Source organism: Streptomyces melanosporofaciens (assembly GCF_900105695.1).
Lineage (GTDB): Bacteria > Actinomycetota > Actinomycetes > Streptomycetales > Streptomycetaceae > Streptomyces > Streptomyces antimycoticus.
The window spans coordinates 6045575-6061307 of sequence record NZ_FNST01000002.1 but is presented as its reverse complement, the minus strand read 5'-3'; the positions used below and the strand labels follow the sequence as shown (position 1 = coordinate 6061307).

14 protein-coding genes and 1 pseudogene are annotated in these 15733 nt (G+C 70.5%); 2 read left to right on the top strand and 13 right to left on the bottom strand.

The genetic code is table 11. The features are described from left to right. Positions 1-30 precede the first annotated feature (30 nt). The 13 genes and pseudogenes from BLV72_RS29085 to BLV72_RS29025 all read right to left on the bottom strand — a co-directional run bounded on the left by BLV72_RS29085 (position 31) and on the right by BLV72_RS29025 (position 13343). Positions 31-1584: an acyltransferase domain-containing protein gene (locus tag BLV72_RS29085; protein ID WP_093465956.1), complete on the bottom strand. Its 1554-nt coding sequence runs from the start codon at positions 1582-1584 to the stop codon at positions 31-33. 137 nt (positions 1585-1721) lie between these two features. After that, a complete protein-coding gene (locus tag BLV72_RS29080) occupies positions 1722-2921 on the bottom strand; it encodes an NAD(P)/FAD-dependent oxidoreductase (protein WP_425288538.1) in 1200 nt (399 codons plus the stop codon). Positions 2922-2932: 11 nt separating this feature from the next. Next, a complete protein-coding gene (locus tag BLV72_RS52110) occupies positions 2933-3094 on the bottom strand; it encodes an FAD-dependent oxidoreductase (RefSeq protein WP_161559465.1) in 162 nt (53 codons plus the stop codon). A gap of 81 nt (positions 3095-3175) precedes the next feature. Next, positions 3176-4639 carry an MFS transporter gene (locus BLV72_RS29070; protein WP_093465950.1) on the bottom strand — a complete coding sequence of 488 codons (1464 nt, stop codon included), beginning with the start codon at positions 4637-4639 and terminating at the stop codon, positions 3176-3178. A gap of 92 nt (positions 4640-4731) precedes the next feature. Next, on the bottom strand, positions 4732-5079 hold the full coding sequence (locus tag BLV72_RS29065; protein ID WP_093465948.1) for a response regulator transcription factor: 348 nt from the start codon (positions 5077-5079) through the stop codon (positions 4732-4734). A gap of 144 nt (positions 5080-5223) precedes the next feature. Beyond that, complete coding sequence (locus BLV72_RS29060; RefSeq protein ID WP_244321061.1) at positions 5224-5997, bottom strand: IclR family transcriptional regulator; 774 nt, start codon at positions 5995-5997, stop codon at positions 5224-5226. Positions 5998-6213: 216 nt separating this feature from the next. Then, positions 6214-7020 (bottom strand): ABC transporter ATP-binding protein, encoded by an 807-nt coding sequence (locus tag BLV72_RS29055; RefSeq protein WP_093465944.1) that lies wholly within the window; start codon positions 7018-7020, stop codon positions 6214-6216. Continuing rightward, positions 7013-7948: an ABC transporter permease gene (locus BLV72_RS29050; RefSeq protein ID WP_093465942.1), complete on the bottom strand. Its 936-nt coding sequence runs from the start codon at positions 7946-7948 to the stop codon at positions 7013-7015. Before BLV72_RS29050 ends, BLV72_RS29055 begins: the two co-directional genes overlap by 8 nt. Positions 7949-8027: 79 nt before the next feature. Beyond that, a complete protein-coding gene (locus tag BLV72_RS29045) occupies positions 8028-8900 on the bottom strand; it encodes a glycosyltransferase family 2 protein (protein ID WP_093465940.1) in 873 nt (290 codons plus the stop codon). A gap of 11 nt (positions 8901-8911) precedes the next feature. Beyond that, positions 8912-9594: pseudogene (locus tag BLV72_RS29040) on the bottom strand (CDP-alcohol phosphatidyltransferase family protein). A gap of 73 nt (positions 9595-9667) precedes the next feature. Beyond that, positions 9668-10741 (bottom strand): iron-containing alcohol dehydrogenase family protein, encoded by a 1074-nt coding sequence (locus BLV72_RS29035; protein WP_093465938.1) that lies wholly within the window; start codon positions 10739-10741, stop codon positions 9668-9670. Further along, a complete protein-coding gene (locus tag BLV72_RS29030) occupies positions 10729-11481 on the bottom strand; it encodes a phosphocholine cytidylyltransferase family protein (protein ID WP_014056048.1) in 753 nt (250 codons plus the stop codon). The genes BLV72_RS29035 and BLV72_RS29030 overlap by 13 nt, the downstream gene beginning before the upstream one ends. After that, on the bottom strand, positions 11478-13343 hold the full coding sequence (locus BLV72_RS29025; RefSeq protein WP_093465936.1) for a DUF5941 domain-containing protein: 1866 nt from the start codon (positions 13341-13343) through the stop codon (positions 11478-11480). Before BLV72_RS29025 ends, BLV72_RS29030 begins: the two co-directional genes overlap by 4 nt. Positions 13344-13611: 268 nt before the next feature. Here BLV72_RS29025 and galE point away from each other — a divergent pair, with 268 nt between their 5' ends. Then, positions 13612-14598, top strand: coding sequence for a UDP-glucose 4-epimerase GalE (gene galE / locus BLV72_RS29020; RefSeq protein ID WP_093465934.1), 987 nt, complete (start codon positions 13612-13614; stop codon positions 14596-14598). Between the two features lie 175 nt (positions 14599-14773). Then, positions 14774-15697: a cation diffusion facilitator family transporter gene (locus tag BLV72_RS29015; RefSeq protein WP_093465932.1), complete on the top strand. Its 924-nt coding sequence runs from the start codon at positions 14774-14776 to the stop codon at positions 15695-15697. Positions 15698-15733 lie beyond the last annotated feature (36 nt).

Sequence of the window (15733 nt, the reverse complement as noted above, 5' to 3'; positions counted from 1 at the left end):
GACTCCTTCTGCGACGAGGGGGTGGGCGCTTCAGCCCGTGGCGGAGGCGGGCGCATGGGCCCCCTGGTCGTTCATCTGCTGCAGCACAAAGTCGGTGATCTTGCCCATGGTGTTGTAGGTGGCCAGCCGGAAGCCGGACTCGCGCGGCGGCAGTCCGTAACGACTGGAGACCCTGGACAGGAGTTCGACCTGCTTGACGGAGTCGACTCCCAGCTCGGCCTCGAGCTGCACCTCGTCCTCGAAGACGTCCTCGGGGTATTCGAGCGCCTCGGCGTAGAGGGTCCGCAGCTCGTCGAAGAGCCGCTCACGGTCGTACTCCTCCGGCCGCGGTCCGGACGCGGACGAGGCCGCCGGGGCCGCCGGGGCGGGCTCGGGAGCGGCCTCGACAGCGGGCTCGGGCTCCGCGGTCTGCTCGGCGGCGGGCTCGGGCTCGGGGCGCCCGGCCTCGGCGGACTTGCGGAAGGCGTCCAGTTCGGTGCGGACCAGCTCCAGCACCATGTGGCCGCGTTCGCTCCAGTACGCCGCGAAGACGTCGGAGGGCACCGAGGGGGCCAGCAGCTCGGCGAGCCCGCCGCGCTCGGGCGCGGCCAGACCGGCCTCACGCAGCGCCTCGAGCGTTCCGTCGAGCGCGAGCCGTCCGCCGGTCAGGGCCAGCGTGGGCAGCGACCGCACCTCGGAGCCGGCGGTCACCTTGGCGACCAGCTTGGAGAGCGCGGCGCGCCCGCCCGCCTCCACGAACACCTCGGCGCCGCTCTCCCGCAGATGCCGTACGGCCGCGGCGAACCGCACCGGCCGGGTGAAGTGCTCGGCCAGCAGATCGGCGAGCACATCGCCGGGCTCGTAGTAGCGCTGCAGGATCGGCGAGTAGACCGGGCGGTTCAGCGGATGCTGGTCCAACTTCCGTACGTAGGCGGCGAACTCGGGGGCGGCGGGGGCGAGCGCCGGGGTGTGGAAGGGGAAGGGGGTGTCGATCTCGATGGCGCCCACGTCCAGCTGTCCGGCGATCGCCACGACCCGGTCCAGGATTCCGGCGGGGCCGCTGACCACGGTCTGCTCGTCGTGGTTCTCGGTGGCGACGGCCAGCAGCGGCTCGTCCACCAGCTCCAGCAGCTTGCGGGTGCGCTCGGCGCTCGCGGCCAGGGCCACCATGCGGCCGTCGACACCGCCCTGCCGCTCGATCACGGCGACGCGCCGGGCGACGATCCGGACCCCGTCCTCGACCGAGAAGGCCCCGGCCGCCACCAGGGCGGTGATCTCGCCGAGGCTGTGCCCGGCCAGGACGTCGGGGGTGGCGCCCTGGGCGGCGAGGATCTCGTAGGCGGCCAGGCCCGCGCCGTAGATGGCGACCTGGGAGACCCAGGGGTCGTTGTCGAGCAGATCGCGCAGATCGGCCTTGCGCTCGCCGAAGAGCACCTCGGAGATCCGGCGGCCGTAGAGCTCCTCGGTCACGGCGTCGAGCCGCTCGAAGACCCGGCCGATCTGGGGATGAAGCTCCTTGGCCCGGCGGAGCGCCTCGCCGTCGAAGCCGCCTTGTCCGGGGAAGAGAAAGGCGGTCGTGACGCCTGTGGACGGATTGCTGGACATGCCGATGCCTCCATGAGTGGGGTGGTGACGGTGCGTGAGGTGCGCCACCCGCGCGGGTGGCGCGGCGCTGTGGGCGGCCGATGGCCGTGTTGTGAGATCGCGGCCGCGCCGTGGGGGCGTGCCGCGGGCGAGCCGGGCTAGGCGGCGCCGGCGACCGGGGAGTCGAGCAGGAAGGTGCCCATGCTCCCGAGGTTTGCGGCGATCAGCCGGTCGGCGAGCCGGGTCGCCGGGGGCAGATGCCGGGGGGCGCCGCGGACGAGCCAGCGCACCATCCGGATCTTCCAGCCCGGCTCGGGTCCCGGCGGGATGTGGTCGAAGAGGGCGTGGATATTGCCCGGGGAGTAGAACTCGGAGGGCGGGACGATCGTGGCGAACATCCCGACCATGCCGCTGCCGTGGTGCGGGCTGCGTGCCATCGCCCGGATGAACTCCAGCTCCTCGCGGTTGTAGTCGGCGAGCGCGGCGTGGTCGCGGGTGTACCGGAAGTGGCCGCTCACCAGGGCGTCGCGGCGCCGGGCGTAGTCGGCGAGCGCGGTGGCGAGGTCACGGTCGCCGGACAGGGCGGGCTCCACGGCCTCCACGAGCAGTTCGGCACCGCGCAGCGAGTCGGTGATGCCGGCGGCGGTGATGGGATCGCGGGTGTAGCCCGCGTCGCCGACCAGGACCCAGCCCGGACCGTGGCAGTGGCGCAGGAAGTTGGGGACCGCGCCGGTCATCCACTTGTCGACGCGCCGGGTCTCCCGCAGCCGCGCCGCGAACTCGGGGTCGACGTCCTCGAAGGCGGCGATGACCGTGGCGTCGCGCTCCTCGTCGGGCGACGCCTTGAAGTCCCCCACCGGCAGGGCCACTCCGACGATGGTGAGGCCGTCGTGGGTGGGCCAGGTGAAGGCGTGCTGATGGCGGTGGCGGTAGGTGCGTACCTTGCCGTCGTGCGGCAGATCCGCCCAGTACGACCAGTGGCTCTTGTTGAGCACCGGGTGGGAGTCGTACTTCTCGGCGCCCACCAGCCGGGCGACGGTGGAGTTGGAGCCGTCGGCGCCCACCACCAGCCGGGCGTGCTCGACGAGGGGGGTGCGGTCCTCGGTCTCGGCCCGGACGCCGATGACGGTGCCCTGGCCGTCCGTCAGCAGCTCGCGCAGTGCGACCTGCTCCCGCAGCTCCGCCCCGGCCTTGACGGCGGCCTCGAGCAGGATCTCGTCCAGCTTGGCGCGCTCCGGGGAGTACGCCTCGGCCACGCCCTCGACGGCGGGCAGCTTGGCCATCAGCTGGACGGGGCCGCTCTGCAGACCGTAGGAGTGGATGGGCGGGCAGCCGGTGGCCGCCACCTCGTCCAGCAGTCCCCAGCGCTTCAGCCGGAGAATTCCCGGGGGTGGACCAGATTTGTGGCGGCCCCCTTGCCGCCGGGGAATTTGGCCCGGTCGAGGAGAAGGACTCGGTATCCCGCTCGTGCCAGGAGCATCGCCGTCGATGCCCCACTGATGCGCGCTCCTACCACAATGACGTCGTACATAGCGACCCCCATACCCAACGGTCACCCGGGGTCCGGGGACCGGTGGATCATCTTTTTCGCTCTGTCTTCGCTCTGTCGAATTTAGTTGCGCGACCGACTCGGAAGGTTTCCCGGGTATGAATCTTCGGCGGCACCCGAAGAAATCACCTTCGTTTCGCCGGATACGGTGCGGCCGCGCGGTGCCGTGAGAATGGCCAGACAGCCGAGGGCGGCGATTCCGGCGCCGATCCAGGCGGCGGGCCGCAACCCGTCCACGAATTCCTGGGGCGAGCCGTATCCGCCCAGCGTGGTGAATACGGAGGTGAGCACCGCGACGCCGAGTGCGCCGCCGAGCTCCCGGAACGTGTTGTTGGCGCCCGAGGCTATTCCCTGGTCGCGCGGTGCGACGATACTCATCGCCATTTCCGCGACGGGCGAGAAGAACAGCCCGAGGCCGATTCCGCCCAGCACCAGGCCGGGCACCTGATCGGCATAGGCGGTGTCCGCGCTCACCACGGACGCCAGCCAGCCCAGCCCCACGGCCTCGAACAGCAACCCCGCCGCGACCACCAGACGGTTGCCGAGCCGGGCGGTCAGCAGCGCCGCCAGCGGCGCGACGACGACCGGCATCGCCGTCCACGGCAGCATCTTCACGCCCGCCTCCAGCGGCGAGAAGCCCTGGATGTTCTGCATGAACTGAGTGAGCAGGAAGACCAGTCCGAACATGGCCGCGAACATCAGCAGACTGGCCGCGTTGACCGCGCTGAACGCGCGGTTGCGGAACAGCCGCATCGGCAGCATGGGTTCGGCGGTGCGCAGCTCCCAGCCGACGAAGAGCGCGAGGACCACGAGGCCGCCGGCCAGGAAGCCGATCACCCGGCCGCTGGACCAGCCGTGTTCGGTGGTGGACACCAGCGCGTAGACCACGCCGAACACCCCGAGGCTGACCAGGACGGTGCCCACCGGGTCGAGCGAGGTGTCCGGGCGGGTGGACTCGGCCAGCTTCCAGAGGCCGAGCACCAGCACCAGCACGCCGATCGGCACATTGACCCAGAAGATCCACTCCCAGGAGATCTTCTCCACCACGGCCCCGCCGATCAGCGGGCCGAGCGCGACCGCGAGCCCGCTGAGGGCGCCCCAGACGCCCAGCGCGAGACCGCGCCGGCGCTCGGGGACGGCGACCGTCAGCAGCGTCAGCGTCAGCGGCATCACCACGGCCGCCCCGAGGCCCTGTACGGCCCGGGCGGCGATCAGGGCGTCCGCGCTGCCGGACAGCGCCGCGGCGGCGGAGGCCCCGGTGAAGACGACGAGGCCGGCCAGGAACACCCGGCGGCGCCCGAACCGGTCCCCGGCGGCCGCACCGGCCATCAGGAAGACCGAGAAGGTGAGGGTGTAGCCGTTCACCGTCCACTCCAGGTCCTGGAGGCTGGTGCCCAGGTCCTTCTGGATGGCGGGCAGCGCGGTGATGACGACGAGGTTGTCCAAGGCGGCCATGAAGACGGTGAGTCCGGACACCACCAGCGTCCACACGGGGTTCATTCCGCTCGGGCCGGAACGGTCAGTCATGAATACCTTTCCTATGACGGCGCGTTTGCTGTGCGACAGATTGGCTCACGTCGATATCCGGCCGACGGATAAACGGACAGACAGCGGCAACGCTAACCGGCCACGATCCTCCCGGGAACTGTACTTTGGTACAGGTGCCGGTAGCTGAGGGCGACGAGGCCGGCCTGTAGCCGCGATTCCACCTGCAGTTTCGCGAGTATTGAGGCCACATGCGCCTTCACCGTGCGCTCGGTCACCTGCAGCCGCAGCGCGATACGGCGGTTGGACCAGCCGGCGCCGAGCAGCGCAAACGCCTGGGCCTCCCTGGCCGATAACAACGGCACACGCTCCAGCTCCCGCGACCAGTTGGGCACCGGAATATCGGGCACGACGGCAAGACCGCCCCTGTCGGACACGGTGACATTTCCCCCTAGTGTGCGGCGCGTCGAGCCGCCGCTCATGCAAGAATCAGACTTGATTGCCCTCTTGATTATTGCGGCCGCACGCCCATACGAGTCAAGGATTTCCGACCCTTTCTCGCCTCGCGAGAAAGACCTGGTGAAGCGTGGGGAATGCGCTTCACATTTACTCCTGTTACCTTAAATTTACTTCATTCTCGAATCGTTTCCATCCGGGGTGGCGGGTTGCCCACGCCCCAGATCGGCCAGCGCCGCCGCCGTCTGCTCCACCGCCCCGATGACGGTCACCGGACACCGCGTCATGACCTGTTTGGGCTTCATCACCAGCACCGAGCCCATCACCAGCCCGTCCCAGGTGACCGGCGCCGCACACTCGTTCCACCCCGCCGCGCACTCCTCGTGGCCCAGCGCGTAGCCCCGCGCCCTGATCCGGTCCAGCGAGGCGAGGAGCCGCACATCGTCCCGGAAGGCCCCGGGACCGGCCTCGGTGGGCACCGGCCGGTCCAGCACCTCCGACTGGATCGTCTCCGGGAGATACGCCAGGATCGCCCGCCCCGCGGCGCCCACCCGCAGCGAGTGCTCGACGGTCTGCACCGCCCGCGGCGTCATCCCCAGCTCCGTCAGATCGGAGTCGCCGACGGCCATATCGGCGCACTGCCGGTGGGCGCCGCCGAACGGCGCCAGCAGATAGAGGAAGGCCAGCCCCCCGGTGGCCCGGCGCAGCGCCTCCAGCAGGGCGTGGGCCGCGTCCGGCGCGGGCGAGTGGGCCAGCGCCTTGAGACCGAGCTGCGGGGCGGCCGAGCCCAGCCGGTACAGCCCCCGGCCCTCGCGGACGAAGATGCCCTGGTGCACCCCGGACTGCAGAATCCGGTACACGGTCGAATCGTCCAGCTCCGCCGCTCTGGCCAGCGCCCCGGGCCCATGGGCCCGTCCGCCGAGCTGGGTGAAGGCCCGCTGCACGCGGAACACCCTCTCGGCATGGCTGCTTCCGCCCACGGCCCTGTTCTTGGCCACCCCGTTAGCCCCCCGTGCAGATTCCCCCGTTGCCGTGCCCAACGTGCCATGCGACCACACCCATTCCCGATCCGGGGTAGGTGGTCCGCTTGTGGACAACAAGGCCCCGCCGGGTTGCCCGGCGGGGCCTGATGCTTTATGGAGGCGCTGTTCCCGGAGCGGCTACTTGCCGGTCTCCTTCTCGTACGCCTTGATGACCTCGTCGGTCGGGCCGTCCATCAGCAGCTCGCCCTTCTCCAGCCACAGCACCCGGTCACAGGTGTCCCGGATCGACTTGTTGTTGTGGCTGACGAGGAAGACCGTGCCGGCCTCCTGGCGAAGCTCGCGAATACGGGCCTCGGAGCGCTTCTGGAACTTCCTGTCGCCGGTGGCCAGCGCCTCGTCGATCATCAGCACATCGTGGTCCTTGGCCGCGGCGATGGAGAAGCGCAGCCGGGCCGCCATACCGGAGGAGTACGTGCGCATCGGCAGGGTGATGAAGTCGCCCTTCTCGTTGATGCCCGAGAAGTCCACGATGTCCTGATAGCGCTCCCGGACCTGCTCACGCGACATGCCCATGGCCAGACCGCCGAGTATGACGTTCCGCTCACCGGTGAGGTCGTTCATCAGCGCCGCGTTCACACCGAGCAGCGACGGCTGGCCATCGGTGTAGACGCTGCCGCGCTCGGTGGGCAGCAGCCCCGCGACGGCCTTGAGCAGGGTCGACTTACCGGAGCCGTTGGACCCGATCAGGCCGATCGACTCGCCCTTGTACGCCACGAAGGTGACCCCGCGCACGGCGTGCACCTCGCGCATACCGGGAGAGCCCTTGCGGCGCAGTATGCGGCTCAGGGCGGCGGTGGCGCTGCCGCGCCCCTTGGGGCCGCCGTTGACGCGGTAGACGATATGGACGTCGTCGGCGACGACGGTGGGCACACGGGCCTCAGCGGGCGTCGCCCGCTCGACGGTTTCGAGTGTCTGTTCAGCCACGGCCGTACTGCTCCTCCGCCTTCCAGAAATATACGAAGCCCGCCGAGCCGGCCAGGACCGCCCAGCCGAGCGCGAAGGCCCAGACGTGATCCGGCAGGTTCGACGCGGAGTACCCGTCGATCAGCGCGTACCGGATGAGGTCCATATAGACGGCCGCCGGGTTCCACTGAAGGACGTCGGTGACCCACCCGGGCACGTCCTTCTCCGCCAGCATGTGCGGGATGCTGAACATCACCCCGGACGCGTACATCCACGTCCGCAGCACGAACGGCATCAGCTGCGCGAGGTCGGGCGTCTTGGCGCCCATCCGGGCGACGATCAGCGAGAGGCCGGTGTTGAACACGAACTGGAGCGCCAGCGCCGGGATCACCAGCAGCCACGACAGACCGGGGTAGCTGCCGAAGCCGACCATGATGACGACCAGCACGATCATCGAGAACAGCAGCTGCTGAAGCTGCTGGAGCGAGAACGAGATCGGCAGCGAGGCGCGCGGGAAGTGCAGGGCCCTGACCAGGCCCAGATTGCCCGAGATGGACCTCACACCGGCGAGGACCGAGTTCTGCGTGAAGGTGAAGACGAAGACACCCGTCACGAGGAACGGAATGAACACCTCATGCGGCATGCCGCGGCTGGTGCTCAGCAGCAACCCGAAGATGAGGTAGTACACCAGCGCGTTGAGGAGCGGCGTCGCCACCTGCCACAGCTGGCCCAGCTTGGCCTGGCTGTACTGCGCGGTGAGCTTGGCCTGCGAAAAGGCCAGGATGAAGTGACGTCGGCCCCACATCTGGCGGAGGTAATCGCCGAGGCCCACCCGGGCGCCGCTCACCGACAGCCCGTACTTCGTCGCCAGCTCGGACGGGGACAGGCCGTCGTCGGCCGATGGCGGGGCACTCACGGCTACCGCACCGTCGTGCGTAGTCTCGCTCACAGTTGACACTTTCGTCTTCAGGGTGCGCTGAGCGGGGCCGCGCCCCGGGTCGCGCCCGATGCTCTTCGATACGAGCTTGTCAGATGACAGGAGGTCGGCCCAGTCGGGTCAGGCGCCATACCGTACGCCACTTCATGGGTCGGCGGGGACCACACGGTGTCTTCCAGCCCTCCCTGAAGCCCCCGAACCAGGCCCGAAGTGCGGTTTTCGACGGACGCCTGGCCAGTGTGAGCAGCAGCCAGACGCCCAGATAGACGGGCACGAGCAGCGCAGGAAGGTTACGCCGGGCCAGCCAGACCCGGTTGCGGGCCACCATCCGGTGGTAGACCGCGTGCCTGCTCGGTGCGGTGGTCGGATGGTGCAGCACCATGTCCGACCGGTAATCGATCATCCAGCCGGCATCCAGCGCCCGCCAGGCCAGATCGGTCTCCTCATGCGCGTAGAAGAAGTCGTCCGGCAACCCCCCGACCTGCTGGAACACCGTGGTACGGACCGCGTTGGCCCCGCCCAGGAAGGTGGTCACCCGGGAGGACCGCAGCGGGTCGGAGGCACGCAGCCGAGGCACATGGCGACGCTGGGTGACGCCGGTGTCGGGGTCGGCGATGCGGAACGAGATGATGCCCAGCTCCGGATCATCGGCGAACGCCCGGCGGCACAGCTCGGCCGTGTCGGTGCCCGGCAGCAGCCCGTCGTCATCAAGGAAGAGCAGTACATCGACGTCCGAGCCGCTGGGCCCGAACGCCTCGATGCCGACATTGCGGCCCGCCGGGATGCCCACGTTCTCGGGCAGCTCGACGGTCCGGACGCCCTCGGGGAGCGCGGGCAGCGGCGAGCCGTTGCCCACGACGACCACCTCGACCGGGTCGCCGTCCTGCTTGGCGACCGAGTCGAGGAGTTCGCGCAGCTCCTCGGGGCGATTGCCCATCGTGAGGACGACCGCTCCGACCTTCATGGCGCTCATGCTCACTTGAGCCTGCTCGACGCGAGGATGGACACGAGGTGGAGCAGGGTTTGCAGCAGGGCGATACCGGCCAGTACGGCGACTCCCAGCCGGGTGAGGAACAGGTCCCCGCGCACCTGGTCCACGATCGCCAGCACCAGGATGAGCAGCGACGCCTCGACCCCGAGGACCAGCCGGTGGAACTTCAGCGCCGCGGCCGCCCTGCGGGCCAGCGCCACACCGGACGAGCGCGGCTCGGCGGCCGCCTCCTTGACCGGCGGCAGACCGCCCTGGTGCCGGGCGACCCCGACGAGATCGGTCTCGGCCTTGATCAGGATGGCACCGAGCGCGGCGAGGGTGCCGAGGAACGCCCACAGCCAGTCGATCCGCCCGGGGCCCCACAGGTCGGCGGCGCGCAGACCGAAGCCGACGAGCACCGCGGCGTCGCACAGGTAGGCACCGACCCGGTCCAGGTACACACCGCCCAGCGAGAACTGCTTCTTCCAGCGGGCTATCTCGCCGTCGACGCAGTCCAGCAGCAGGTAGAGCTGCACCATCAGCACCCGAGCACGGCGCCCGCGATCCCCGGCACCAGCAGGGCCGGGGCGGCGAGGGCGCCGAAGACGGTCATCAGATACGTGAGCTGGTTGGGCGTGACCCGGGTGTTCACCAGGTGCCGGTCGCAGCGCAGCGAGATTTCCCGCATGTACAGGCGCCCGGCCCAGTGCTCACCGCTCCGCCGGTCCTTGACCCCCGCGGGGTGGACGACCGGGCGGAGTTCAGCCACTGATGGCTTGACTGACTGCTTTGGCATAGTCGGCGTATGCGTCCCTGATCGCGTCGGATGAGAGGTCGAGGTGCTCGAGGATCGTGTAGCGGCCGGGGCGCGTCTTCGGAGCGAACTCCACGATCTGGACGAACTCGTCCACCGTGAAGCCGATCTCCTCGGGCAGCACGGGCAGACCGTGCCGGTGCAGCACCTCGGCCATGTGCTCCGACTCCTCATGCGCCCCGCGCAGCCGCATCGCGAAGGCGGCGGCCAGCCCGCACTGCTCGCCGTGGCTGGCGGCGCGCTTGGGGAAGAGGAGGTCGAAGGCGTGGTTGATCTCGTGGCAGGCACCGGAGGCCGGGCGGGAGTCCCCCGCGACCGACATGGAGATGCCGGTGAGCACCAGTCCCTCGGCCAGCACCTGGAGGAAGCCGTCGTCGCCGACCCCGCCGGGGTGGCGCAGCACGGCCTCGCCCGCCTGGCGCGCCATCGCGGCCGCGAGGCCGTCGATCTGCTCGCCTGTCTCGCGGTGGGACAGCTCCCAGTCGGCGACCGCGGAGATATTGGACAGGGCGTCGCCGATACCGGAGCGGACGAAGCGGACCGGCGCCTCACGGATCACATCGAGGTCGATGACCACCGCGATCGGGTTGGGCACCCCGTACGAACCGCGTCCGGCGTCGTTGTCCAGGGTCGCCACCGGGGAGCACAGACCGTCGTGCGAGAGGTTGGTGGCGACGGCGACCAGCGGAAGGCCGATGCGCGCCGCGGCGAACTTCGCACAGTCGATGATCTTTCCGCCGCCCAGCCCCACGACCGCGTCGTAGTGCCCCGACTTCATGGCGTCGGCGAGCTTGATCGCGTCATCCAGCGTGCCGCCGCCGACCTCGTACCAGCTCGCGCCCGGCAGCGCCGGTGACAGCCGCTCGCGCAGCAGGGCACCGGAGCCGCCGCTGATGGCGATGGCCAGCTTGCCGGAGGCGGAGATCCGCTGGTCGGCGAGGACCCCCGCGAGATCGTCCAGGGCGCCCGCGCGGATGTCGACGACGAGCGGCGAGGGGATGAGCCTCGTCAGTACTGGCACGCGATGTCACGGCCCTTCGCCAGATCGTCGTGGTTGTCGATCTCGACCCACTTGACGTCGCCGATCGGGGCCACGTCGACCTTGAAGCCGCGGTTGACCAGCTCCTGGTAGCCGTCCTCGTAGTAGAGGTCGGGGTCGCGCTCGAAGGTGGCCTTCAGCGCGTCCGCGAGATCGGCGGCGGCCTCGCCCTCGATGAGGGTGACGCCGATGTACTCACCGGTCGCCTCGGCCGGGTCCATCAGCTTGGTGATCTTCTGGACGCCCTTGTCGGGGTCGGCGACGACCTTCATCTCCTCGTCGGCGAGCTGCTTGACCGTGTCCAGGGCCAGGATGATCTTCTGGCCGTTGCCACGCGCGGCCAGCAGGGTCTTCTCGACCGAGACCGGGTGCACGGTGTCGCCGTTGGCGAGGATCACGGTGTGCTGGATCGCGTCACGGGCGCACCAAAGGGAGTAGGCGTTGTTCCACTCCTCGGCCTTGTCGTTGTCGATCAGCGTGAGCTTGAGGCCGTACTTCTGCTCCAGGGCCTCCTTGCGTTCGTACACGGCCTCCTTGCGGTAGCCGACGACGATGGCGACCTCGGTCAGACCGATCTCCGCGAAGTTACCGAGGGTCAGGTCCAGGACGGTGGGCTCGCCTTCCTTCCCCTCGGGCCCCACGGGCACCAGGGCCTTGGGAAGCGTGTCGGTGTAAGGGCGCAGACGCCGTCCGGCGCCGGCCGCGAGCACGAGGCCGATCATGCGGGTTCTCCTGTTTCGTCGTGTACGGCGGGTGCTCCTGAGGACACCCAGAAGCGGATGCTCTCGATGAGCACCGCCAGCGCGATGACCGCCGCCAAAGCGGTCAACGCGATGGTGAAACCTTGGTTCTGGTCGTGCAGCAGGGCAACGGCGGCCGTGACCACCACCGTCCGCCCCTCGTGCCCGCCGATCGCCCGCACCAGCCGGCGCGGGGGCGCCCCCGTGCCGCCGCGGATGCGGTACACCGTGTCGTAGTGATGGTAGGCGACCGCCGCAACCAGCCCGAAAGCAGCGGGCAAGGCACCGTTCATCTCCGCGTAAGCCGCCAGGATCAGGATGGTCCCGTATTCGGCGGCGCGGAAGAGTGGCGGCACCAGCCAGTCGAGGGGGCCCGTGAGCGGCGCGGCGACGGCGACGCCCGCGAGGACCGCGTAGAGCACGGCGCATCCCAGAGGCACCCAGGAGCCGAAACCGGCGGCCGCGGTGCCGGCCAGGACGGCCGCGGCACCGAGGGCGGCCGAGAGCGGGGCGAGGTACGAACTCGCCCTGTGCGGGGCGGCCTTGGCGACCAGTTCCGCCAACGGACCAGAGTCCGCGAGTTCGGCGAGGGCGTGGGCGGCCCGGTCCGTGCGCTCCGCGCGGCGGGTCAGCGAGCGCAGCACCCGGCCGGCGGTGGTGTAGCAGGCGGCCAGCGCACAGCCGATGAGCAGCACGTAGAAGGTGATCCGGGGCGTGGTGAACGCCGTCAGTACGGCGATCATCGCCCAGCGCTCACCGATCGGCAGCACGATCATGCGGCGCACCCAGACCGTCCAGCCGACGCTGTCGAGGCGGCCGGAGAGGGCGGCGGTTGGGCTGGTGTTGCCGGTGGCGTCGTGGTTGGCCTCGTTGAAGGCGAAGTCCACGACATGGCGGCAGGTCTGGAGGACCATCGCGCCGAGCGCGAGCGCCCATACGTCGTCACCGCCGCGGGCGGCGCCGAGGGCGAGCCCCGCGTAGTAGGCGTACTCCTTGGCGCGGTCGAAGGTGGCGTCCAGCCAGGCGCCGAGGGTGGAGTACTGCAGCGAGTAGCGGGCGAGCTGTCCGTCGGTGCAGTCGAGCACGAACGAGGCGATCAGCAGCACACCGGCCGAGACGAACCCGGGCCGGGTGCCGGTGGCGGCGCAGGCCGCCGCGATGAGGGCGGTGAGGAGGGAGGCGGTGGTGACCTGATTGGGGGTCAGCCCGCGCCGGGCGCACCAGCGGGCGATATAGCGGGAGTACGGGCTGATGCAGAACGTCGTGAAGAAACCGTCCCGCGCCTTCACGGCGGACCGCAGCCGCACCCGCTCCTCGTCCACCGCGGCCACCGCGTCGCGCGCCGCGGCCTGTGCCTCGGCGTCCGCGGGCACGTCGGCCACGAGCACACCGAGCTCGGGGCGGTGAACGGCGACGCCTTCGGCGTCGAGGGCGGCGGCGAGGTCGTCCACGCGGGAGTGGGCGGTGGCCGCTCCGTCCGTGGCGGTCGCCCCGGCGACGGCCACCGACCGCGCGGCGGAGCCGGTGGGGGCCGTCGCTTCGGTGCGCTCGGCGGCCGTCACCGCGCGGATCAGCGCCGTACGGGCCTCCGCCTGGACGCTGAGCGCGCCGCGCACCGCGGCCGCGGGGAAGCGGGGGTCGGTGAGGGCCAGCCGCAGGGCATGGACATGGCCGACGAAGCGCGGGTCCACAAGGGCCACCCGCTCATGCGTCGGGACCGTGGCGAGCTCCGCCGTGACCGCGGCGGCATCGGTCGCCGTACGCACGTCGAAGCCCAGCGATCGCAGGCCGTCCTCGAGGGACGAGCCGGCGACCGGCGCACCGGTGAGAATCGCGGTCGACAGACGAACTCACTCCTTGGCAGCTGACATGGTGGCCGCGCCACTGATGGCACTGGCCTGGGCCCTCCGGGCCATGGGCATCGCACGCCCTGACCCCGCGGGGCTGGCGGCACGTCCGGCAGAGGCTATCGGATTGATGGAAGCCGCCGTTCACCGCACATTCACCACACGATCGGGGGAACGACCACTTCCGCGCGCCGCGGATCATCATGGTGGATGGCTGCTGTCCTCCACAAACGGCGACCGCCCCGCCACGGATAGGGTGCGGGGCATGACATGGCTGATCACAGGTGGTGCCGGATATATCGGGTCGCATGTCGTGCGGGCCATGGCCGAGGCGGGCGAGACCGTGGCCGTGCTCGACGACCTGTCCAGCGGGGTCCGGGCGCGGCTGCCCGAGGACGTACCGCTGGTGAGCGGCTCCCTCCTGGACCGTGCGCTGCTGGACCGCACCCTCGCTGACCTGCGGGTCACCGGTGTGGTGCACCTCGCGGCGAAGAAGCAGGTCGGGGAGTCCGTGGAGCAGCCGCTGCGCTACTACCGCGAGAATGTGCACGGCCTCACGGTGCTGCTGGAGGCGGCCGTCGCGGCCGGTGTCAGCCGCTTCCTCTTCTCCTCCTCCGCGGCCGTCTACGGCATGCCCGATGTGGAACTCGTCACCGAGGACACCCCGTGCCTGCCGATCAATCCGTACGGGGAGACCAAGCTGGCCGGAGAATGGCTGGTCAGGGCGGCGGGCGCGGCCCACTCCCTCTCCACGGCCTGTCTGCGCTACTTCAATGTGGCGGGTGCCACGCGCCCCGAGCTGGCCGACACCGGAGTGTTCAACATCATCCCGATGATGTTCGAGCGGATCACCGAGGGAGAGCCGCCCCGGATCTTCGGTGAGGACTACGACACCCCCGACGGCACCTGCGTCCGCGATTACATCCATGTCGAGGATCTGGCCTCGGCCCATCTGGCCGTGGCCCGCCGGCTGGCCACGCAGCGGCAGCCGGGCGACCTCACGGTGAACATCGGCACCGGCCAGGGCGTCTCGGTGCGCGAGATGTCCGATCTGATCGGGGAGGTCACCGGCCGCCCGGAGCTCACCCCGGTGGTCGGGCCGCGCCGGGCGGGCGATCCTGCCCGGGTCGTCGGATCCACCGAACTGATCGCCAAGGAGCTGGGCTGGAGCGCCCGGCACGATGTGCGCGCGATGGTGGAGTCGGCCTGGGAGGGCTGGTGCCTGCACCACCCCGAGGCCCGGCGCGGCTGAGGGGGCACGGGCTGTCCCGAGCCGGGCGCTGGTGCCACTGCCGGGGCGTCCGCGCGGCTGACCGGGCACCGGCGCGGCTGACCGGGCCACCGGCGCGGCTGATCCGGCCGCGCCCCGGCGCCGTAGTTCACTGGTGAGTAGGGGACCGCGCCGCCGGGAGGAGGGCCCTACGCACATGGGCGCAGGTCATGACCACGCGCGCGGCCACACCACCGCCGGCGCCGCCCACCGGTGGCGGCTGCGGATCGCCCTGGCCATCACGCTCACGGTGATGGCCGTGGAGATCATCGGCGGCCTGCTCGCCGGCTCCCTCGCCCTGCTCGCGGACGCCGGCCATATGGCGACGGACGCGCTCGGGCTCGCGATGGCGCTGCTGGCGATTCATTTCGCGGGCCGTCCCCCGAGCCCGCACCGCACCTACGGCTATGCCCGCGCCGAGATCCTGGCGGCCCTCGGCAACTGTCTGCTGCTGTTCGGCGTCGGCGGCTACATCCTCTCCGCGGCGGTGCTGCGGTTCCTCACCCCGGCCGCCACCGAGGGCGGACTGACCATCGTCTTCGGCGCCGTCGGCCTGGCGGCGAACCTGGTGTCGCTCGCCCTGCTCAGGGGCGGCCAGCGCACGAGCCTGAACGTCCGGGGCGCCTTCCTGGAGGTCGCGGCGGACGCGCTGGGCTCGGTCGCGGTGCTGGTGTCCGCCGGGATCATCCTCGCGACCGGCTGGCAGGCGGCCGACCCCGTCGCCTCCCTGGTGATCGGCCTCATGATCGTCCCGCGGACGTACAAGCTGCTGCGCGAGACGCTGAACGTGCTCCTGGAGGCGGCGCCGCGAAATGTCGATATGGCGGCCGTACGCGCCCACATCCTCGGCCTGCCCGGGGTCGAGGGGCTGCACGATCTCCACGTGTGGACCATCACCTCGGGAATGCCGGTGCTCTCCGCGCATGTGGTGGTCGCTCCCGGGGCTCTGGACGCGATGGGCCACGAGCGGATGCTGCACGCCTTGCAGGGATGCCTGGGGGAGCACTTCGACGTCGGGCACTGCACGTTCCAGCTGGAACCGGGTGGGCATGCTGATCACGAAGCCAAGCTGTGCCACTGACACAGACAGGGGGCACATGTGCGGCAGACTTGGATG

Coding starts and splice junctions, on each gene's coding strand:
- BLV72_RS29065 (WP_093465948.1), bottom strand. CDS start 5,079: ATGAGCGGCGGCTCGACGCGCCGCACACTAGGGGGAAATGTCACCGTG.
- BLV72_RS52110 (WP_161559465.1), bottom strand. CDS start 3,094: ATGTACGACGTCATTGTGGTAGGAGCGCGCATCAGTGGGGCATCGACG.
- BLV72_RS29085 (WP_093465956.1), bottom strand. CDS start 1,584: ATGTCCAGCAATCCGTCCACAGGCGTCACGACCGCCTTTCTCTTCCCC.
- BLV72_RS29015 (WP_093465932.1), top strand. CDS start 14,774: ATGGGCGCAGGTCATGACCACGCGCGCGGCCACACCACCGCCGGCGCC.
- BLV72_RS29030 (WP_014056048.1), bottom strand. CDS start 11,481: ATGATCGGCCTCGTGCTCGCGGCCGGCGCCGGACGGCGTCTGCGCCCT.
- galE (WP_093465934.1), top strand. CDS start 13,612: ATGACATGGCTGATCACAGGTGGTGCCGGATATATCGGGTCGCATGTC.
- BLV72_RS29045 (WP_093465940.1), bottom strand. CDS start 8,900: ATGAAGGTCGGAGCGGTCGTCCTCACGATGGGCAATCGCCCCGAGGAG.
- BLV72_RS29070 (WP_093465950.1), bottom strand. CDS start 4,639: ATGACTGACCGTTCCGGCCCGAGCGGAATGAACCCCGTGTGGACGCTG.